The sequence below is a fragment of the Xenorhabdus aichiensis genome, from assembly GCF_028598775.1.
Classification (GTDB): domain Bacteria; phylum Pseudomonadota; class Gammaproteobacteria; order Enterobacterales; family Enterobacteriaceae; genus Xenorhabdus; species Xenorhabdus bovienii.
In genome coordinates this window covers 56,509-78,900 of sequence record NZ_JAQRFO010000017.1, presented here as the reverse complement: position 1 = coordinate 78,900, position 22,392 = coordinate 56,509, and the positions used below count along the sequence as shown (strand labels likewise).

The following is a 22,392-nucleotide window of genomic DNA, read 5'->3' as shown; positions in this document are numbered from 1 at the left end:
TGCTTATTCACTCTTGGGTAATACTGCATCCAGCCGGACAGCGATTCTATCAGGAACCTGATTCTGTACGGTCTGAACTGCTTGATCTATAGCAGCCTTGAACGCACGTTCATTCGCGGCACCATGACTTTTTATGACGATACCACGCAATCCTAATAGTGTTGCGCCGTTATACTGGTCAGGGTTTAGGTGGCCGAAGCGTTTTAATATCTGTTTTAACAACCACTTCTTGAATACTTTCCTCAACCACGATGATTTTTTCTTCTGACCATCCGGTGATTTTACCAAAGATAAAATCACCCTGATCGCACCTTCCATCGTCTTCAGCGTAACATTACCTGCGAAGCCGTCACACACGAGTACATCGGTTTTCCCCGTCAGTAACTCATTCCCTTCTACATAACCTATGTAATTGATTGCTGAGGTATTCTGTAAGGTCATAGCAGCTTCGCGGATATTATCCAGCCCTTTGGATTCTTCCTCTCCGATATTGAGTAATGCCACACGCGGATTTTTCACACCTGCAACATCTTCTGCCATTACTGCTCCCATAATGGCAAACTGGACTAACATACGACTATTACAATTAATATTAGCTCCCAAATCTAATATAACAGTTTTCTGCTGTTTTAAATTAGGGATCATTGTCATCAATGCAGGCCGCTCAATACCCTCAATGGATTTCAGCATCAATTTGGCCAGTCCCATCAATACGCCTGTATTTCCTGCACTGACACATGCCTGCGCTTCACCAGTTTTAACTAAATTTAGTGCAATACGCATCGAAGTACCATGACTGGAACGGATCGCCTGAGAAGGTTTTGCATCGTTGGAAACAACGTGTTCCGCAGGAATAATTTGCAAACGACTAAGCTGCTCAGCATTTTTATTTGCAAGCAAAGGGGAGATGGTTTCGGGATCTCCGACCAACAATAATTTTAATTGCGGATTAGATGCCAGTGCCTGCAATGCAGCAGGCACCGTAACGCGAGGACCAAAATCCCCGCCCATAGCATCTAACGCTAAGGTTAGATTAGCCAAGATATCAACTTGCTAATAGTTAGCTGAATTACTTGTTGATTACCTTGCGGCCACGGTAGTAGCCGTCAGCAGTCACGTGGTGACGCAGGTGAGTTTCACCAGAAGTCTTGTCTACAGAGACATGTGTTGCAGTCAGTGCGTCATGAGAACGACGCATACCACGTTTAGAACGAGTTGGTTTATTCTGTTGTACGGCCATTGACCTTACTCCTTAAGTACTTTTCTTTAAACTGGCTAATGCGGCAAATGGGTTTGGTTTTTCTGCTTCAGGAGGCAGTACACCAAATACCATTTCCGCGTCGGACACTTCACAGTGTTCAGAATCATGTACCGGGACTACCGGCAGAGAAAGAATTATTTCATCTTCAATCATTGCCAGCAAATCTATTTCGCCAAATTCATTAATGTTAATTGGCTCATACTCTTCCGGTAATGCCTCGGCCCGCTCATCATTGACGACCGGGCTAAAACAATACGTTGTGTGAACATGATGACTGAAATTACTGCCACAACGCTGACAGGCAAGTGTAACATCCACATCGGAATGCCCTTTTACAACTGCCAGACGCAGATTATCAATTTGAAATGATAATGAGCTATTTATATCACCATCCACACTGACCACAGACTCTGCGAGACGAGAAGCTTGTTCAGCAGAATAACTACCTTCGTAGTCTAAGCTTTTCTGAGCTGCACGAAGCGCATCAATGGTCAGGGGTAATTTTACCTTCTGCATAAGGCGCGCATATTATCTTTGTAATGGAACATAGTCAAAGAAAAAGGCCACACATCTGCACCTTTCCGCCAAAAATTCGCTTATTAAGCGGGGTATAGTTTAAAATGTCTGAGAATATTTCTCTACGTATTTTATGGAAAAAATGATGCTTCCGATTGTTTTATCATCAACATCGATATATCGCCGTCTGTTGTTGGAAAAAATGGGGTTACCTTTTGTCTGTGCTGGTCCCAATATTGACGAAAGCCCACAAGAGAATGAAAGCCCCACACAACTGGTGATGCGCCTGTCACAGGCAAAAGCTACCGCATTACAACCGAGTTATTCCAGCCATCTGATTATAGGTTCAGATCAGGTTTGCGTTTTAAGTGGAAAAATTACAGGTAAACCACACAATTTTGAGAACGCTTTCGCACAACTCAAAAAAGCCAGTGGGCAGTGTGTCACTTTTTATACTGGAATTACGCTATTTAACAGCAAAACAGGAAACACTGATACCCGCTGTGAATTATTTCATGTCTATTTCAGAGATCTGACAGAACCCGAAATTATCAGCTACCTAAACAAAGAACAGCCATTTAATTGTGCAGGTAGCTTTAAAAGTGAAGGTTTGGGAATTACGTTATTTAAAAAACTCGATGGCAGAGATCCCAACACCCTAATCGGTTTGCCATTGATTACTCTGACAGAAATGCTCATTCGTCAGGGGATAAACCCACTGACGGTGTGTTATCAATAATTATTTTGTCGTAATATTGTTAAACATTGCCGTAACTCATCATCCATTTGAGCTTCGAAACGCAGAGTTTCTCCCGTGGATGGATGAGTAAACTTTAATGAACTGGCATGCAGAAACAATCGGTTAAGCCCTGTTTCTGTCAGTTGTGCATCAAACGCCCTATCACCATAGCGGTCGTCAAATGCAATAGGATGACCAGCATGTAAGGTATGCACACGGATCTGGTGCGTACGTCCCGTTACTGGGCTTGCGCGCACCAAGGTTGCAAACTCATACCGCTCTTCAACTTTAAAACGTGTTTCCGATGGTTTACCATCGCCGCTGACTTTCACTACCCGCTCACCACTTTGCAGGATATTTTTCAATAAAGGTGCCTGCACCACTTTGCAATGTGACTGCCACTGCCCTCGTACCAGCGCAAAATAATCTTTCTGCATCTGTTTTAAACGCAACTGTTCATGCAGTGCACGCAATGCAGAACGCTTCTTCGCAATCAGCAGAACACCCGATGTATCACGGTCGAGACGATGCACCAGTTCGAGGAAACGCGCTTCGGGACGTAATGCACGAAGCCCTTCGATTACACCGAAACTCAATCCGCTTCCACCATGCACCGCGGTACCTGATGGTTTATTAATGACTAGTATGTGGTCATCTTCATAAAGGATGCATTCTGCCAGAACTGCTACTTTGCCCAGCTTGGCAGATACAGGTGGCTGCTGTTTTTCCGCTACCCTGACTGGTGGGATACGGACAACATCAGCCGCTGCTAATTTATACTCAGGCTTGATTCTTCCTTTGTTAACTCGAACTTCACCTTTGCGCAAGATCCGATAGATCATACTCTTAGGCACACCTTTTAAGCGCGCCAGCAAAAAGTTGTCAATTCGCTGACCGGCTTCATCGTCATCAATAGTGACAAACTGTACAATTGGATTATTTGTTTTCATAAGCAAGATTTTAATTATCCGTCAACCAGAGCGCCACTCATTTTTAAATATGTATAAATAACATCCATAGTTTCATTTCTCATTGTTTCTAATGTCTTAGGATAAAGACCAAAGATTAACAACTTATCACTATTTCCTGATAAAAAACTGCTAAAGCGATAAAGTCACCTTGCTATCACCCCAATAGCAATGGAATAATGCTTTCTGGCCACAGTTTACTAAACTATGAATGGCAAGATTGAAATTGTTTGTTATCTGTTTGATCGAACAAAAACGCAGCAATGGCATAAGACGTAATGTTTAATCAAACAATTTATGGGCTGCGAGTTGCAGCTTACTGGATTGGGTGAAATCTGTACCGATTTATTACAGTATCCCAATAAAGAGTGCTGTATTTAAATGAAATTCAGACTCGCCGACAAATATAGGCGCCTCTATACAAACGATAGCCGTGAGGCTGGCGGCTTTGTAAAAGACACGAGGCCATCGGTTACCAGTAGTGCATCTCTTTTTGCTCGCAGCTCTATACCAATGTAAAAAATAATGAGTAAGTTAGAATGAAAAGAATGCTAATCAACGCAACTCAACAGGAAGAGTTGCGTGTCGCCCTTGTTGATGGGCAACGTCTTTATGATTTGGATATTGAAAGTCCTGGACACGAGCAGAAAAAAGCAAATATCTATAAAGGTAAAATTACACGGATTGAACCTAGTCTGGAAGCTGCTTTTGTCGATTATGGTGCGGAACGTCATGGTTTCCTGCCCATTAAAGAAATTGCTCGCGAATATTTCCCCAGTAATTATCATGCTCATGGCCGACCTAACATTAAGGATATCCTTAAAGAAGGTCAGGAAGTCATCGTCCAGGTTGATAAAGAAGAACGAGGCAATAAAGGTGCAGCCTTAACAACCTTTATTAGTCTGGCTGGTAGCTATTTAGTTCTGATGCCAAATAACCCCAGAGCAGGTGGTATTTCTCGCCGTATCGAAGGTGATGACCGTATCGAATTAAAAGAAGCGCTCTCCTCTCTTGAATTACCCGAAGGTATGGGGCTTATCGTTCGTACTGCCGGAGTAGGCAAATCCGCCGAAGCTTTGCAGGGAGACCTGAATTTCCGTCTGAAACACTGGGAAGCTATCAAGAAAGCCGCAGATAATCACCCAGCTCCGTTCCTGATCCATCAGGAAAGTAATGTTATCGTACGCGCCTTCCGTGATTACCTACGCCCGGATATCGGGGAAATTCTGATCGATAATCCTAAAATTCTCGATTTGGCACGCCAGCATATCACTGCGCTTGGACGCCCTGATTTCGCCAGCAAAATCAAACTGTACAGTGGTGAAGTTCCCCTGTTCAGTCATTATCAGATAGAATCACAGATTGAATCAGCTTTCCAGCGTGAAGTTCGGCTGCCTTCTGGTGGTTCAGTAGTCATTGATACAACTGAAGCTCTGACCGCAATCGATATCAACTCATCCCGGGCAACCCGTGGGGGAGATATTGAGGAAACAGCCTTTAACACCAATCTGGAAGCTGCGGATGAAATTGCACGTCAATTGCGCCTGCGTGACCTCGGTGGTCTTATCGTTATCGATTTCATTGATATGACACCTGTACGCCACCAGCGTGAGGTTGAAAACCGTTTACGTGATGCAGTACGTCAAGACCGTGCCCGTATTCAGATTGGCCGCATTTCCCGCTTTGGCCTGCTGGAAATGTCACGCCAGCGTTTAAGCCCATCTCTGGGTGAATCCAGTCACCACGTCTGCCCTCGCTGTAGCGGTACAGGAACCATTCGTGACAACGAATCACTTTCTCTGTCGATTCTTCGCCTGATCGAAGAAGAAGCACTGAAAGAGAATACACATCAGGTTCATGCGATTGTTCCCGTTCAGATTGCGTCCTACCTGCTGAATGAAAAACGTAAGGCGGTCAGCGCCATTGAACATCGCCAAGGTGATGTAGGTGTTGTTATCGTACCAAACGATCAGATGCAAACTCCGCATTTCTCTGTTTTACGTGTTCGTAAAGGTGAAGAAATTTCTACCCTGAGTTATCTGCTTCCACAAATACATGAAGCAGAAATGACGAATGCTCAGGATGATGGACAACATGAACGCAAGCGTCCTGAGCAACCTGCTATTTCAACTTTTGATCTGCCTGCAGAAACTACCGCCCCTGTGGCAGCAAAAACAAAAGAGAAAAAAGTAGCAGTGAGCAATAATCTGCAAACTGAACAACCAGGTCTGTTCAGTCGCTTCCTCTGCGCCCTGAAAAAAATGTTCAGTGGTGAAAGTGGTGAAGAAGAAAAACAGGCGCAGGAAAAGAGCAATAAATCTTCTAGTAACGATAACCGACGTTCCCCAGAACGCCGCAATTCACGTCGCCAGAATCAAAGACGTGAGCGTAACGAGAATGACACTCGCAATAACCGTGAGCGCGGCGATGAACAGCGTAAGGGTCGCAATGTTCAGCAGAAAAACAACGCGCCGGATAATATTGCGGTAAATGTAGATATAGATAATGAAGCTCGTGAAGCACAGCAGCAACAGCGCCGTGAACAACGGGCGGAACGCCAGCGCCGTCGTCAAGAAGAAAAACGTCAGCAGCAACTGGAAACCAAGGCTCAACAGACGAGTAGACCTGAAATTACAGAAGAGGAAGTCGAGGAGCATCAACCTGTAATGCCTCGTCGTCAGCGTCGCCAGCTTGAACAAAAAATTCGTATCACAGATAACGTGAAAGAAGAAGCTGTTGTTGTCTCTTTACCGGTTGTAACAAAGGTGGTCATTCCGGCGATTACAGAAGAAGAGAAAAAAGTTTCTGTACCAGCCATTATCGATACGAATGTAGAAGCGGCTAATCAGCCTTCAATACCACAAGGCTCAATCACGCAAAATAATGAGCAGCAAGACAACATCATGCCTCGCCGCTCTCGCCGTTCACCACGCCATTTACGTGTCAGCGGTCAGCGTCGTCGTCGTTATCGTGATGAGCGTAACCTGACTCAATCACCTGTTCCACTGGCAATGGCAGTTGCGTCTCCAGAGCTGGCATCAGGTAAAGTTTGGGTGCGTTACCCTGTTACACCTGTGACAAAGCCTGCTGAACCAGAAATATCTGCTGTGGAAGAAACAGCGTCAGATCAGCAAGGGAGTGTCATGCCGATACCTGCTGTTGCTAGATCAGTGTCAGTTTCAACTGTTGCTGATACTCAGGTTACCGAGCAAAATGCAGCCACTCATGACGATGTTAAGCTTGCAACCAATGGTTATCCGCTTGTGGCATCCGTAGAGCCCATGCTAGAGAAATCTGAAGTCTCGGCACCGGAAAACCTGGAACCCGTCGTCAACCATGAAACTAAACATCAGCCTGAAGCCTTACATGACACGGAAGAAACACGTCACATAGCAGAACCAATCATTGTGACGTCTATCGCTGAACAGGAACAGCATGAAGAACAGCCAACTGTCGCAACGGAAATATGCTCTAAGGCAGAGGAAGTTAAAGCGGAAGAGACAAAAATTGCTGAATCTCCGATTATCGTGGAAAAAAATCATCACGCTTCTTCCCCAATGAAAAAGGCACCAGCACCAGACTTAGTAGCACAGCCTGTCATTGTCAGCGAATGGCAACGCCCTGCTTATCCATTCAGAGGAAAAGGCGGCGCGGGTGGACACTCTGCAACAAATGTCGCAACATCTGCGATGTCAAAACCACAATCATTTGAATAATAATTGGATGTTGTGATTTTCAAAAAAATCAAAAATGGCTCCTCTTTATGGAGCCATTTTTTTATCATTCATTCTATAAAAAACCTGCCTATCTCATTTCAATCACTCTCTGATTTCAATAAACTTAGATAGTTATCATTATCATTTAGAGTGGTTGATTTTTATGGAGAACATTCCAGCTATGAAATCTTGGCTAATTTTTGGTGCTGGCAGAGGCGTTGGACGCCATTTAGCCACTATAGCACTGCAACAAAACCGCCCCGTTACGGCATTAATTCGTAATGTACAGCAAGCCGTAGAACTGAGTACAATGGGCGCTAATGTGATACATGGCGATGCCTGTGACAAAAAGAGTATCGGAAAAGCCATTGCTCAGGCCGGAGAAAACCCTATTGTTTTCTCAACCATTGGCGGCGGAGACGCTGATCACCATGGTAATATGACCATCATAGATGCATTGGAACAAGCTGAAGTTTCACGCATGCTACTGGTTACATCCATCGGATGTGGAGACAGTTGGAAAACGTTGTCACCACGTGCCAAATCATTATTTGGGCAATCAGTCAGACATAAATCGCTGGCAGAAAGTTACCTGCAAACCAGCAAATTGGATTTTACGATCATTCGTCCCGGTGGACTCACTGATAAATCAGGTACTGGACATTGCCAACGCTATCAAGGTGAAGTTCACGGTATGGTGAGCCGAGAAGATGTAGCACAACAATTGGCACTGATGGCTGAAGATGAGGAAACTTATTACCAGATTTACGCTTTAGTCGATCCAGAGTTAAAACCTCACTGGGGCTGACAAAATAACCACGCCCTTTGGGCGTGGTTACAACAAAATTTTATTTTACTCCGCCATCCATTGCCTTAAGTTTTTTAGACAGCTCACGACGCTCTTTAGACAACTCCGCATTTTTGATGATATATTCATCAACACGTTCTTCATAATCACTGCGCATATGAGCGATAATTCCTTGAATATCTTCAACTGACATTCCCGGTTTAATGTAATCGCTCAGGTTATCCAGCAATAATACACGCTTTTGGTTATCTCGAACTTTCTTCTCGTTGTCTACTATTTCGCGCTGTAATTTATTCTTGCGGCGAAATATACGCACAAATTCCAGTACATTATGGAATGTTGGTTTATTTGCGTTGTCCATTTTTACACCTTTTTTAATCAGACCGATAATTTTTATGCTGACTACACAATACAATTTCAGGTAACGAATAGACAAGTCAGTTTCGACAATTTATTGACATGATAAACTTTAAGTATATTCCTTAATCAATCATTTTCATCGTCCCAGCATCTGATGACCAAGAGTCTCCGCTGCCATGATAGGTTTCAGTGCCTATCCGAAAAGAGACTTTTCTCCACATTAGAAACATGCGAAATGATAATCAACGATTTTCACCCTATATCATTAGAGAGTTCAGATTGTCCAAGATATGGTTTACCATATCTTTTTGCATCGTTTAGCCTCGTAGAAACCAAAGATTTAGTACATAACTTGTCATAAACTAAACCCTGCAATAAAACTTATATCAACATGACCAATACACAAAAATAAGATAATACATTGAAATTAAATTAATTAAACCAATAACCAACGGATGCAGAATTGCCTTGAGTAACGATAAAAACCCCACTTTCTATTTTCATGATTATGAAACCTTCGGCAAGCACCCTGCCTTAGATCGCCCAGCCCAGTTTGCGGGAATTCGCACCGACAGTGATTTTAATATCATCGAAGAGCCTTTGGTGGTGTACTGTTCGCCTGCTGACGATTACCTGCCTGATCCTGAAGCTGTGATGATCACGGGGATTACACCACAGTTAGCATTAAAAAAAGGGGTCAATGAGGCCGAATTTACCCGCCAGATCCATGAAGCGTTCAGTAAACCCAATACCTGTATTATCGGGTATAACAATATTCGTTTTGATGATGAAGTCAGCCGAAATATCTTTTATCGCAATTTTTACGATCCTTATGCTTATAGCTGGCAAAAAGGCAACTCCCGCTGGGATCTACTCGATGTATTACGTGCCTGCTATGCTCTGCGTCCAGAGGGTATTATCTGGCCAGAAAATGAGGATGGTCTGCCCAGTTTTAAGCTAGAAAACCTGACGAAAGCCAACGGAGTTGAACACACTCAGGCCCATGACGCCATGTCCGATGTTTATGCCACTATTGCGATGGCAAAACGGGTAAGAAAAGCCCAACCTCGCTTGTTTGATTATTTCTTCCAATTAAGAAACAAACAGAAGGTCAGTAACCAGATTGATATTCTGCAAATGAAGCCGCTGGTTCATGTATCAGGGATGTTCGGAACTCTGCGCAGCAATATCAGCCTTATTGCCCCTTTGGCATGGCACCCGACAAACCGCAATGCGATCATCATGTGTGATTTGGCTGGTGATATTTCCCCGCTACTAGAACTCAGCGCAGACGAATTGCGCGAACGCTTGTATACCCGACGTAATGAGCTACAGACGGGCCAAGCTCCAGTACCCATTAAATTAGTGCATATCAATAAATGTCCGATTATTGCTCCTGAAAATACGCTACGGACAGAAGATGCGGAGCGAGTGGGATTGAATCGCGATCAATGTGCAAAAAATCTGGCTATATTGCGCAGTAACCCGCAAATCAGGGAAAAAGTGGTTGAGCTATTTTCTCAACCAGAGGAATTCCCTGAGTCCGATAATGTCGATGCCAAGCTGTATAGCGGTTTTTTCAGTGATGCCGATAAAACTGCGATGGAAATTATCCGTGAAACCGCACCCAAAAACTTACCTGCACTGGATTTAACATTTCAGGATCCACGTATTAAAACACTCCTGTTCCGTTACCGCGCCAGAAACTATCCGGCAACGCTAGATTATGATGAACAACAGCGCTGGCTATATCATCGTCGGGAGATATTGACACAGGAAAGTATCAGCCAATATCTTGCGACCATTGAACAGCTATTTATTGAATATCAATCTGATGAAGAAAAGTGCCGCCAGTTAAAAGCGCTGGTTGATTATGCAGTTCAGCTGGCTGGCTAACGGCCCCGCATCATACTGGCTTATTTTGGAAAAAGAAAAAGACAAGATGCTCTGTTTTGTCTTTTTTTATCCTCACTCCAGCATGATTATGGTTTAACCATGTCGATGGCCGGAAAGCTGACAATCACACTTTCCATCCTCTCTTCCCCAATTTTTCAGCTTGGAGGTTTTGCCAACACCCGGATTCAAAGTATTAGTGGGATCAGTCATCTGATAGAACTGTTTAAGCTGCTGTTTAGCTTGATATAAATGGCCAACGTTATGTTCAGCAGGATATTCTGCTCCTCGCTGGTTCAGGATCTCCAACATTTTTACTTTCAGTGCATGAACATCTGTGCCTTTTTTAACAATGTAATCCTGATGGAATACGTGGCACATAAAGTGTCCGTAATACAGACGATGTACCAATGCTTCATCAATTTCTGGCGGTAGATGCTCAAACCATTCATGGTCATTGCGGCGCAGGGCAATATCCAATGCCAAAATATCCTCAACTTCATTGCTATGAACAGCTTGATACCGAATAGCCGCTCCCGCCGCAGCAAAACGATGTAAAAATGCCTTTGCGCCCTCTTCTGGCGTACAGACGAAAAATTCTCCCTCGGCCTGTTTAAAGTAGCTTTCCAGCCATTCACTAGCTTCTTTTATGCCTTCACCAGACATTTTTAACATCAAGTGATGTTCAAAGCGATTTCGGTACTCTTTCAAACGTGCGGGCAAATGTGAAGGTAATAAATGGCTCAAGCCCTGTATTACGCGATCTGTCAGGTGTGATGGCAAAAAAGGAATTTTGCTAAACATGGCATCTATACGCCCTTTCAGGCTGAAAAACATTGGCATTTTATCCGTACCGAGTTTATCAATCATGATAAAAGTGTCTTTACCATACCCTTCAGCGATATCAAAAATATCCCGATGCATATATTCGCCAGCAATCGGTAAATGCTGGAAATTAGCTAATATATGTCGGCGTAATTCTGTCAATACTTCAGGTTGGTTGGTACCGATATAGAAAACTTGAGAAGAAGACTGTGCGGGAAAAGTATCCAAACGGACAGCAAAAATAACTAATTTACCTGCACAACCAGAGGCTTCAAACAACCGACGCTCATCGGCATTAAAACGTGATGGGGTATCTGCATTGATATCTCGAACACGCTGCTCATACTCATGATCAGAAGCAACTCGGTCATCCAACTGAATATCCTCAGCTCGGTAACGCTGTTCTTCCAGGCAAGTCAGAATATCTTCTGGCGTATCCCCTAACGATATACCCAAATGATTAATCAGTTCAGCTTGCCCCTTCTCATTCACACGGCCATACAGTGCCATTTCTGTATAAGCTGGGCCACGCTGGACCAAAGAGCCGCCAGAGTTATTGCAGATCCCCCCAACAACTGACGCACCAATGCAGGAAGAGCCAATAACAGAATGAGGCTCACGACCTAACGGTTTCAAGACCTTTTCCAGGTGCCACAATGTACTGCCAGGAAATGCAATGACCTGATTGACTGATTTAAGAACCTGTATTTTATCCATCCGCAGTGTACTGATAATAACAATATCGCGGTCATAATCATCACCGTTGGGTGTGGAACCTTCCGTCAATCCGGTATTAGCTGCCTGCATTAAAATAATTTTGTCGGCTAAAACACAGGCTTTGAACACTTTCCATTGCTCTAATAATGAAGCTGGAAATACAACAGCAAGGGCATTTCCCTGTCCAGAGCGAAAACCTTTGCGATAACGTTCTGTTTTTCGAGGTTCAGTGAGAATATGAGAAGATCCAACAATATTAGTGAGAATTGTAATGAGTTGCTGGTTTTGAGGACTTTTAGCATCATTCATAATGGTTTTCTTACCTTTACTTAGCGCTAGATATATAGGCTCTTAATGAAATCACGCATGGCACAGTTGATATTTATTATATGACGCCTTTTGGTGGTTTTTATGCCATTGATATTCTTTTTTTTATTTCAATTAAAAACAGCACCCGAAAGTGCTGTTTTATAAAGAAATATACGAATAAAGCTTACACTGATTCAGTGAATTGTGGCATTGGCTGACGGAAACTGCGGGTCAGGAAGAACATATAAATAATACCGATTCCTCCCCAAATTAGACCTAACTTCATCGAACTTGACTCCAGATTCATCCACAATACCCCCACTGTCGCAGCCCCAAGAACTGGCAGGAGCAAAAAGTGAATCGTATCTTTCAGTGTGCTGTTACGCTTTTCACGAATGTAGAACTGCGAAATCACTGACAGATTAACAAAAGTAAATGCGACTAACGCCCCGAAGTTGATCAATGCGGTTGCTGTTACCAAATCCAGCCAACCCGCTGACAGAGCAACAATCCCAACCAATATGACATTAATTGATGGGGTACGCCATTTTGGGTGAATATAAGCAAATACTTTTTCAGGCAGTACACCATCACGCCCCATCACATAGAGCAGACGGGATACACCTGCATGTGCTGCCATCCCTGAAGCCACTACCGTAACACAAGAGAACATAAGAATAATGTACTGGAACAGCGCGCCAGCAACATACAGCATAATTTCTGGCTGAGAGGCGTCTGGGTCTTTAAACCGAGAAATATCAGGGAAATAAAGCTGTAAGAAATAAGATACTGTAATAAAGATGGCCCCACCGATTAATGCAGTCATGAAGATCGCCTTAGGGATCACCTTTCCAGCATTAGGTGTTTCTTCTGACAGAGAACTGATACCGTCAAACCCGAGGAATGAGAAGCAGAGTATCGTCGCGCCAGTGATCATTGGAATCAACTTCGCTTCATCTGATGTGAACGGTTGAATACTCAATAATGTTCCAACTCCTTCTCCATTGTAGACACCATGAACCAAGAAACCGACGAGTACCAACATAACGACAACCTGAACAATCACAATAACACCATTGAGATTCGCGACTACATTAATGCCGCTCAGGTTGAAAATCGTCATCAGTGTTGTCAACGTAACCACGAAAATCCATGGGTCAATGCCTGGGAAAAGAGCCTGAAGATAAATTTTCGCCAGCAGAATATTGATCATCGGCATAAGCAGATAATCCAGCAATGATGACCAACCTACCATAAACCCAAGATGGGGATTTATTGATTTTTGTACGTAAGTATAGGCAGATCCTGCTGATGGAAAGCGTTTTACCAGTTTCCCATAACTCAATGCTGTAAATAAAATGGCGATCAGCGCGAGAGCATAAGATGTCGCAACGTGTCCGCTGGTCAATCCAGAAACAATGCCGAAGGTGTCAAAGATAGTCATTGGCTGCATGTAGGCAAGCCCCATCATGACCACCTGAAACAGGGTCAGTGTTCTTCTTAGTTGAACACGATTGCTTGCACTGGTTTGGTTAGTGTCAAGTGTGAGAGTAGTATTATGCGACATGAGCGAAATCTCCCATAACTTCGATTTGGGTCCTAATACAACTACTTAATCGATAGTTAGTGGGTAGACTTCGCATCTGTCTATAGACAGAAAAGAAAGAAGAGTTATTAGAAGACAGCGAACTGACGGAGGACCATGCCCCATAATCATCGTTGCAGCAGCAAGCGCCAATTGGCACGAGTGCAAAAGTGAATAATTGCTCCATGTTTGCGTTCCTCAGTACAGCAGCCCGTTCTTATAATGGCCGCTTATGGTCAGTATCGATCCGGAACAAAATCCGGCCTCTTGGTGTTGTGAAAAATAACTCAAAGCAAAAAAATAACTGGTGCATATTTACACACCAGCTATTTTTTAGTGCACGCATTTTGCATTTCACGCCTAGAAATAGCAAGAGCTATCACACTAAAAATTCATTATTTTTTACAATACCGGAAAGCCTAATGAAATAGGCTTTCACCGAACCTGTGCAGAAACTTAACGCTATCATATCCCTTGTTTGGCGTTTAATAAATTTTTAGCACAAAGGGAAACTACTTGCTATTTAATTGTGACCACAAAAAGATCAACCTTTCATCATAAAACTGATGAAAGGTTGATTTAATATTACGTTTAAATATTAATTTAAATGACTAATACTAATAAAAAACCGAAGTATTAATTAAAAATCATAATTAATACCGATGTTATAGCGGCGGCCATCTAGAACAGCATCATGAGTTTTCTCAGTAACACGCTTGTCAAAGACGTTGTAGATACCACCCAATACGCGCAAATTCTTCGTCAAGTTATACGTCATCCCCAAATCAATGAAAGTGTAAGATGGTGTACCATTCTTCACACCAGAGCGATATACATAATTTGTTGATTTACTTCTGAAATTAATGCGAGCCCACGTATCCATTTCTGGTAATGCCTGCCAGTTCAAGGTAGAGTTAGCCATATGTTTTGGCATTTTATTCAATGACTGACCTTTATACTTACCGCTTTTCTGCTCCGACTCGGTATAAGTATAGTTTGCAGCCAAGGACACGTTTTCTACGATATCCCAGCTCATGGTGGCTTCTATACCACGGATGTTCGCTTTATCCAAGTTTGTACGCTTGTTGATAAAGTCATAAGTGACATCACCTTCTGATTTACACGGATTACCAGTATCCTTATTACACTCTCCAACTTCAGTGATCTTGTCTTTAAAATCTGTATTAAAGACAGTTACACCAACGTTAAAGTTATCTTGGTTATTCCAGATAACACTAATCTCTTCACTGACGCTTTTCTCTGGCTTGAGCTCCGAATTCCCTTTAATCATTCCATTAAGGGAGCTACCACCCGTTGCCTGTCCCCAATTAGGGGCAACCTGTCGTAATTCAGGGGAACGATAACCAGTAGAAACACCACCTTTAATCGTCCACTGTTCATCTGCATGCCATACACCATACAGACGAGGCGTCCAGTGTGCCCCAAAGTTTTCGTCTTTATTTAATCGAACACCACCCGTCAGAGCAAAATCATTGGTCATTTGCCATTCATCTTCCGCAAACAATGCCCAACTCCAACGAGTTAATTTACTGACATCTTTTGCTGAATCTAATTTATTACCAGCATCTCGTAAATCTTCATAGCGATACTGACCTCCTACACTTAACGTATGATCATCTAATATAAACGTAGTTTGGTTATTAAATAACGTATCGTTATATTTCATTTCACGCTCAGGGTTACGCGATTCATCCCTCTGAACATAAGAAGTCATTGTACCGAAGTCATAAACGCCATTATGGGTAATCGAATAGTTATTACGTTTATAGCGGCTTATGTCATCTTTACAAGATTTTGGCTGACAATCGCGAGTTTTACCGATGGTTGAGTCTCGATCCTGCTCATAACGCCCAGCCTCAAATTCGAAAGTATTCTGTTCATCAGGTGTCAGAGAGAAAGTTGCTGCACCATTACGCATTTCCTGCTCTCTAAAGCCACCAAGAAACTTGTCTTCATTGCGATGAGAAAACAGACCATTGACTTTCAATCCTAACAGACCATCAATTAATGGCCCCGCAGCATAAGCACTGGTCTGGTAGCTATTACCTGAATTTTTACGTTCAGTCAGAGTAGTATCTGCACGCAGGCTGGTATGCCACTCTTTCTGTACCTTACGGGTAATAATATTGATTACGCCGCCCATAGCATCAGAACCATAAAGAGAGGACATCGGCCCACGCACGACTTCGATACGTTCAATTGATGCTAATGGTGGCAACCATCCCTGTTCGATACCAGAACCATCACTATTTGGGCGGGTGCTGCGAGTATCAACACGTTTACCATCAATCAGAATCATAGTATATTTTGAAGCCATACCACGAATACTGATATCACTACCACTACCACCACCAGTCACAACTACCCCTGGTACATCTTTCAGTGCATCCGTGACATCACGATAAGATTTCGTTTCTAACTGTTCACGACTAACTACCGAAATAGAAGCGGGTGCATCTTCAATCTTTTGCTGGAAACCTGCTGCTGTAGTTACAACAATTTTGTCTTCACCATTATTGGCAGCCAAGACTGTGCCGGATGAAATAGCGGCAATAATTCCCAATACGATTTTTCTTTTTACAAAAACAGCCATTCCCAGTTCTCCAAAAGGCAGAATAAAATTATTTAATAATTAATATGGATAATCGATATACGCTCAAAGTACAGGGATAATTATTTATCCCTGTCAGTGTTATATTTATTAAGCTTTAGTTTTAATAAAACTATCTATTTGTCTTTATTACTCTAATTAGCCAATTCCGTCACTAAACCATCAATTAATACCTGAGGCACGCCCTGAGAACAATGTTCAATGCGGCCTTTTACACCATAAACCTGTGCCAGACTATCTGATGTAATTACCTGCTCAGGTGTGCCTTCGGCAATTAACTCACCTTTTTTCAGCATTAATACATGGTCACCATGACGCAATGCAATATTAATATCGTGAACAACAATAATCGTAATAATATTACGGCGACGAGTTTCACGTGCTACTAAATCCATGACGTGGTACTGGTAATTTAAATCCAGCGCACTTAATGGCTCATCCAATAATAACAGTGTCGGCTTCCTGATTAATGATTGAGCCAATCCCACTAACTGCTTCTGTCCACCTGATAATTGATCCAAATAGCTGAGCGCTAAATGTTCAATACCAAGCTGACGTAACAGTTCCATGACTTCATTCTCACATTGTTTGCTGCTTACACCACCTGATGCTCGCTGGGCAACAATCACGGATTCCAGTACATGGAGATGAACCCCCTCCGGCAACGACTGAGGCAGGTAAACTACACCCTGAGCGCGTTGAGCGAAATTCATCTGCATCAAATCCTGCCCATTGAGCAACAGTTCACCTCTAGCTTTATTAAGCCCCGCCAATGAACGAAGAAGTGTGGACTTTCCACTGCCATTAGGCCCCAGCAATACCGTGATTTGACCACGAAGCAATGACTTAACATCCAGATTTTCAATCACCGGATGTTTAGCATACCCGGCCGTGAGTCGGTTGATTTTCAGTCCCTGATTCATATACTTCCCTTATGGCGTAAAATAATGCTCAGGAAGAACGGAACACCAATCAGCGATGTGACGATGCCCACCGGTATGATAATTCCGGGGATCAGGTTTTTGGATGCAATAGACGCCATCGACAACACTAATGCACCAATCAATGCGCTCGCAGGTAAGTAGAAACGGTGATCCTCACCAAACATCATTCTGGCAATATGAGGGGCGATCAGCCCGATAAACGCAATCGGCCCGACAAACGCTACCGCCAGTGCGGTTAGGATACTGATGCGCAGCAATGTTCCCAGACGAAGACGGCTGATGTTGATACCAAAACTGGCTGCACGATCTTCACCTAAGCGCAATGCTGTCAGCTTCCAAGAGTTCATCATTGAGATAGGCATAATCATGAGAAATACCAGCAACATAATGCCGAGCTTTTCCCATGTAGCCCTTGCAAGGCTACCCATCGTCCAAAAAACCAGACCCTGTAAAGTGTCTTCTGTAGCGATAAACTGCATCATAGAAACCAGCGCTTCGAAGGTAAACACCATCGCAATGCCAAACAACACAACGCCAGACGTTGCCACTCTTGTCCAGCGTGTAATGCCATCAAGCATCAAGGCAGCCAGTAAGGCGAAGATAAAGGCGTTTGCAGAGATAAGCCATTGATCCGGTATTCCTGGGATACCAATGCCAAGCACTATGGCCAATGCCGCACCAAATGAGGCAGCATTGGAAACACCCAAGGTAAATGGACTGGCCAGTGGGTTATTCAAGATGGTCTGCATTTCAGCACCTGCCAATCCAAGCGACAGGCCGATGACTACCGCCATCAAGGCATAGGGTAATCGAATGTCCCAAACGATCACCCGCGTTCCTGCATCAACACTTTCCGGCGAAACTAGTGTCTGCCAAAGGGCTTGCAGTGATAACCCTGATGGCCCCATTGTAAAATCCAGTACCAAAGAGGCACCAATCACCAAAATAATGAAAAATATCAATGCAATACGTCGATGCAAAATATGACGATAGCGTGCTTTTACATCGCACTCACTCAATTGTTGTTTCACCATTGGCATAGGTTCGGTAGTGATGCTCATTTTTATTACCCGTTTACTGCTTACTTCTCACTGACCCAATACGTGCCTGCTGGTTCAACAGCCAAGAATTTATTATGAAGCTCTTTCAATGTTTGCTGTGGATCTAGATCAGCAAATTTTTCAGGGTAGAACCATTTAGCAAAGACCTGAGTCACCACAACGTTATAAGGTGAGTTGTAATAATGATGCCAAATACTGTAGCTACGTCCTTCTTTCACTGCAGTCAAGGTGTTGATACCTTTACGTGCAGTGATAGTTTTCAGCCCAGCGCGGGCAATATCCGCAGAAGTTTTGGCACCCATTTGAACGCCTTCACCTTTCTCACCCGGATCCTGAGCACCACTTGCAATATAAATATAAGGATCTGCGGCAATTACTTTTTCCAGATTCATCACTCCCAATGGTGATGGCAATACATCTTTGGCAATGTTTTTGCCTCCAGCCAAGTCAATGAAATTCCCCATGTTGCCATTACCTGCCGTACCACAGCAATCTTCACTGGAACCTGCTCTCAACTCAATAAAGACTGAAGGTTTCTGAGCTTCCGCTATGCGGTCAGTGATATCAGTGACTAATTTTTGATTCTTTTCATAAAAATCAGCGTAAGCGTTAGCTTGCTCTTCACGATGCAGCATTTTACCCAGCATGCGAATGCTCGGTAATGTGTTTTTCAAAGGGTCGTTGCGGAAATCGACAAAAACAACAGGAATACCTGCTTTTTCCAACTGCTTAACCAGCTCACTGTTTTTTCCTGGCCCATGCCCAGACAAGCCGAAAATAGCGACATCTGGATTGAGCGTCAGAACTTTTTCAGAACTGACACTGTCAGCGCTGGTGTTACCTATCAGGGGAATATTATCAATTTCAGGGAATTTAGCTTTATAAATAGAGTAAGTTTGTGGGTCCAGTTTACGAAAATCACCTTGCCAGCCAACGATACGCGCTAAAGGTTTGTCTCCTTCCAATAGTGCAAGGGAATGGAATAGACGCCCTTCTCCCAACAAAATACGATTGACTTTTTCAGGCACCTCAACAGTACGCCCAGCAACATCCGTGACTGTTTCAGCCCAAGATGCAAAACTCACCATCATAGCGGAGCTTGCCAGTAGACTGATACTCATACCCTTCACGACTGCTCGAAATACAAACTTCACTTTAGTTAGCCTCTTCATACGACAATTATGGCGCTAACAATAAAGCAAATAAGAATACTTATCAATGCGATTAACTCAGGATCTCCACAATTTACTGACTATATTCTTCCCGTAATACCATGAGAAATAAAAACCGCCAATTTCATCACAGAAGAGGCGGTTTTTTGTAATATATAAATAATAATAAGTTAATTAATAAATATCAATTTGTTGATGTTTATTAACAAATTATTCATTGTCTGTAAGTTTTAACGATGGAAATTCCATCTCACTACATCTAACAAACCGCGTTTTCTTTTTCAGTTTGTAGCTGAACCAGATAATCAGGAATAACGGAATACCGATATAAGTCGCAGTTACACCGTACCAATCAATATTATCTTGCAAAAACGCCTGATAGTTCTGCCCCAATGTGATCATTAAACACAACACAAACGCAAAAATCGGCCCGATAGGGAAAAAACCTGAGCGATAGGGTAGCTCATTCAAGTCCCGTCCTTGCGCGATGTAACCCTTACGGAAACGGTAGTGGCTGATTGCAATCCCAAGCCACGCAATAAACCCTGTCATACCTGAGGTATTTAATAGCCACAGATATACAGTCTGGTTGCCGAACATTGAACTGAAGAAACACAACCCTGCGACCACAGTAGTCGCGTAAAGTGCATTACGTGGAACGCCCCCTTGTGACAAATGACCAAAAATCTTAGGGGCCTTACCTTCCCTCGCCAACGTGAACAACATGCGGGTAGAAGCATACATTCCCGAATTTCCCGCTGAAAGTACAGCCGTCAATATCACTGCGTTCATCACCGCAGCCGCAGATAACAACCCTGCATTTTCAAATACCAGCGTGAACGGGCTGACACTGATATCTTTCACATCATTACGCAATAAGTTGGAGTCAGTATAAGGAATGATCAAGCTGATAATCAAAATGGCAAAAACATAAAATAATAAGATCCGCCAGAATACCTTGCGTACAGCTCGCGGAATATTTTTCGCCGGATCTTTTGATTCCCCTGCCGTAATACCAATCAGTTCGGTTCCCTGAAATGAGAAACCGACAATCATTGCCACTCCAATCATGGCAGCAAACCCACCGGCAAATGGTGCATCACCCACTTGCCAATTCTGCCAGCCCGCACCTTCAGCACCTTTCATGATACCGGTGATCATCAAAATACCAACAATAATGAAGACAATAATCGTAGAGACTTTGATCAGGGAAAACCAGTATTCAGCTTCACCAAAACCTTTAACAGAAATGAAGTTCAGCAGGAAAATTATGCCAAGAAACAACGCACTCCATACCCAACCCGGTACATCATTGAACCAGTACCCCATGACCAACTGTGCTGCCACAAGGTCAACAGCTATCGTAACGGCCCAGTTATACCAATAGTTCCATCCCAACGCGAAGCCAAAACCTTCATCAACATATTTGGAGCCATAAGTTGAAAATGAGCCCGAAACTGGCATGTAAGCTGCCAATTCGCCCAAGCTGGTCATCAGGAAATAAACCATCAGGCCAATTAATGCATAGGAAAGTAAGGCTCCACCAGGACCCGCCCGTGAAATTGTTGCACCGGAAGCAACAAATAACCCTGTGCCAATTGACCCTCCAATGGCAATCATCGCCATATGTCGCGCTTTTAATTCACGGCGCAGGGTTCTTGGAGCCTGATCCCTTGGTGTGCTTTGTTCTTGAGACATTCTATCCCTATATCATTGAAAGTAGTTCTAATGTGGAATTGTAACAAATCCCCGTATCGAGAATAGCGGCGATTAGCGATTATAAGATACCTTCATAATTGACCGCCGATTATAAGCTACACGATTATTTTCGTATTACTAGTTCCATGTAGGCATACTAGATCGTTATTATTTACAATAGCTCAACAATTTTTGTAGTGCATTGGACATATGTTTCTGACGGTGATAAATCAGATAGAGTGTACGATAAAGATTCAGTTCAGGGATCACCAACTCAACTAATGTGCCATTTTTCAATTGCTCTTGGACGACCCGCCGCGAAAGGCAACTGATGCCCATACCATACTGAACTGCATGTTTAATCGCTTCCGAATTTCCCAATTCCATCGCAATATTGAATCGAGGCATTTGCGAGAACAAAAGGTGATCCAGCACTTCCCTTGTGCCTGAACCTTTCTCTCTCAATATCCAAGGCTCTTTAATCAAATCTTCCACAGTAAAGTCACGCTGTGAAAGTGAATTTTTCGGTGAGCAGAAGATAATCAACTCATCTTCCATCCACGGTTGGGTAATCAATTCAGGATTGTGACATAAGCCTTCAATCAATCCTAAATCGACGCGAAATTCGACAACCGCCTTTATGACATCTTCGGTATTACTGATATTCAATTCCAATGGTGTATCAGGATAGTCCTGACGATATTTCGACAGCATTTCAGGTAACATGTAATTGCCAATGGTGCTGCTGGCCGCTAACCGCAGCGCTCCCAATTCCAGTTTAAAAAGCTGTTCTACTTCACCAGCCTGTTCAAGTAATGCTAATGCTTTGGGATACAGCAAACGGCCATGTTCATTGGTCACTAACCGCTTTCCTACTCTATCAAAAAGCTGCACACCCAATTGCCCTTCGAGATCCGTCAGTGAAGCGCTCACCGCAGATTGTGATAACGCTAAATGCTGAGAAGCCTGTGTCGTTGAACCACTTTTCAGAACTTCTGCAAAAATCTCCAGTTGTCTCAGAGTGATACGCATATGGCCTCGCGGGAAGCAAAAATAAAAGTGTAAGATAATCTTGATTCTAGACAGTATTAAGCAACTTAACAAAAGTCACACTTAATTAATCCATTTTACTGGTTATATATATAAATATTATCAATTTTATTGATTAAAAAGCTTGGCATATGCTTA

General features: G+C 43.1%; 17 protein-coding genes. 4 read left to right on the top strand and 13 right to left on the bottom strand.

Annotated features, from left to right (window positions below):
* Window positions 1-3: 3 nt before the first annotated feature.
* The 3 genes from plsX to yceD are packed head-to-tail and all read right to left on the bottom strand — an operon-like array spanning window position 4 to window position 1,777.
* Window positions 4-1,041 carry a phosphate acyltransferase PlsX gene (gene plsX, locus PSI22_RS09770; RefSeq protein ID WP_071826299.1) on the bottom strand — a complete coding sequence of 346 codons (1,038 nt, stop codon included), beginning with the start codon at window positions 1,039-1,041 and terminating at the stop codon, window positions 4-6.
* Between the two features lie 28 nt (window positions 1,042-1,069).
* Window positions 1,070-1,240 carry a 50S ribosomal protein L32 gene (gene rpmF, locus PSI22_RS09765; RefSeq protein ID WP_004247080.1) on the bottom strand — a complete coding sequence of 57 codons (171 nt, stop codon included), beginning with the start codon at window positions 1,238-1,240 and terminating at the stop codon, window positions 1,070-1,072.
* A 12-nt stretch (window positions 1,241-1,252) separates the two neighbouring features.
* Entirely contained in the window at window positions 1,253-1,777 is a 525-nt protein-coding gene (yceD, locus tag PSI22_RS09760; protein ID WP_273579573.1) for a 23S rRNA accumulation protein YceD, read from the bottom strand.
* A gap of 145 nt (window positions 1,778-1,922) precedes the next feature.
* Here yceD and PSI22_RS09755 point away from each other — a divergent pair, with 145 nt between their 5' ends.
* A complete protein-coding gene (locus PSI22_RS09755) occupies window positions 1,923-2,516 on the top strand; it encodes a Maf family protein (RefSeq protein WP_273579572.1) in 594 nt (197 codons plus the stop codon).
* Here PSI22_RS09755 and rluC read toward each other — a convergent pair.
* Complete coding sequence (gene rluC / locus PSI22_RS09750; protein ID WP_273579571.1) at window positions 2,510-3,466, bottom strand: 23S rRNA pseudouridine(955/2504/2580) synthase RluC; 957 nt, start codon at window positions 3,464-3,466, stop codon at window positions 2,510-2,512. The genes PSI22_RS09755 and rluC overlap by 7 nt on opposite strands.
* Before the next feature lie 557 nt (window positions 3,467-4,023).
* On the opposite strand from rluC, the gene rne reads away from it, so the two are divergent.
* Together rne and PSI22_RS09740 are read left to right on the top strand one after the other, a co-directional pair.
* Window positions 4,024-7,200: a ribonuclease E gene (gene rne / locus PSI22_RS09745; protein WP_273579570.1), complete on the top strand. Its 3,177-nt coding sequence runs from the start codon at window positions 4,024-4,026 to the stop codon at window positions 7,198-7,200.
* 181 nt (window positions 7,201-7,381) lie between these two features.
* The gene (locus tag PSI22_RS09740; RefSeq protein ID WP_273579569.1) at window positions 7,382-8,008 is read left to right on the top strand and encodes an SDR family oxidoreductase; all 627 of its coding nucleotides are present in this window, start codon (window positions 7,382-7,384) and stop codon (window positions 8,006-8,008) included.
* A gap of 40 nt (window positions 8,009-8,048) precedes the next feature.
* Here the strand turns inward: PSI22_RS09740 and tmaR are convergent, their stop codons facing one another.
* Complete coding sequence (tmaR, locus tag PSI22_RS09735) at window positions 8,049-8,369, bottom strand: PTS system regulator TmaR (RefSeq protein ID WP_012989266.1); 321 nt, start codon at window positions 8,367-8,369, stop codon at window positions 8,049-8,051.
* Window positions 8,370-8,836: 467 nt separating this feature from the next.
* Here tmaR and sbcB point away from each other — a divergent pair, with 467 nt between their 5' ends.
* Window positions 8,837-10,264: an exodeoxyribonuclease I gene (sbcB, locus tag PSI22_RS09730; protein WP_273579568.1), complete on the top strand. Its 1,428-nt coding sequence runs from the start codon at window positions 8,837-8,839 to the stop codon at window positions 10,262-10,264.
* 93 nt (window positions 10,265-10,357) lie between these two features.
* Here the strand turns inward: sbcB and dld are convergent, their stop codons facing one another.
* From dld to yieE, 8 genes are all read right to left on the bottom strand, one after another.
* The gene (gene dld, locus PSI22_RS09725; RefSeq protein WP_273579567.1) at window positions 10,358-12,112 is read right to left on the bottom strand and encodes a D-lactate dehydrogenase; all 1,755 of its coding nucleotides are present in this window, start codon (window positions 12,110-12,112) and stop codon (window positions 10,358-10,360) included.
* A 184-nt stretch (window positions 12,113-12,296) separates the two neighbouring features.
* Window positions 12,297-13,679 (bottom strand): APC family permease, encoded by a 1,383-nt coding sequence (locus PSI22_RS09720; RefSeq protein WP_273579566.1) that lies wholly within the window; start codon window positions 13,677-13,679, stop codon window positions 12,297-12,299.
* A 658-nt stretch (window positions 13,680-14,337) separates the two neighbouring features.
* A complete protein-coding gene (locus PSI22_RS09715) occupies window positions 14,338-16,311 on the bottom strand; it encodes a ligand-gated channel protein (RefSeq protein WP_273579565.1) in 1,974 nt (657 codons plus the stop codon).
* A gap of 152 nt (window positions 16,312-16,463) precedes the next feature.
* On the bottom strand, window positions 16,464-17,252 hold the full coding sequence (locus tag PSI22_RS09710) for an ABC transporter ATP-binding protein (protein ID WP_273579564.1): 789 nt from the start codon (window positions 17,250-17,252) through the stop codon (window positions 16,464-16,466).
* On the bottom strand, window positions 17,249-18,334 hold the full coding sequence (locus PSI22_RS09705) for a FecCD family ABC transporter permease (protein ID WP_273579563.1): 1,086 nt from the start codon (window positions 18,332-18,334) through the stop codon (window positions 17,249-17,251). Before PSI22_RS09705 ends, PSI22_RS09710 begins: the two co-directional genes overlap by 4 nt.
* 20 nt (window positions 18,335-18,354) lie before the next feature.
* Window positions 18,355-19,455 carry an ABC transporter substrate-binding protein gene (locus PSI22_RS09700; protein WP_273579562.1) on the bottom strand — a complete coding sequence of 367 codons (1,101 nt, stop codon included), beginning with the start codon at window positions 19,453-19,455 and terminating at the stop codon, window positions 18,355-18,357.
* A 261-nt stretch (window positions 19,456-19,716) separates the two neighbouring features.
* Complete coding sequence (locus tag PSI22_RS09695) at window positions 19,717-21,204, bottom strand: amino acid permease (protein ID WP_273579561.1); 1,488 nt, start codon at window positions 21,202-21,204, stop codon at window positions 19,717-19,719.
* Window positions 21,205-21,372: 168 nt separating this feature from the next.
* Window positions 21,373-22,236 (bottom strand): DNA-binding transcriptional regulator YeiE, encoded by an 864-nt coding sequence (yieE, locus tag PSI22_RS09690; RefSeq protein ID WP_038182388.1) that lies wholly within the window; start codon window positions 22,234-22,236, stop codon window positions 21,373-21,375.
* Between the last annotated feature and the right edge of the window lie 156 nt (window positions 22,237-22,392).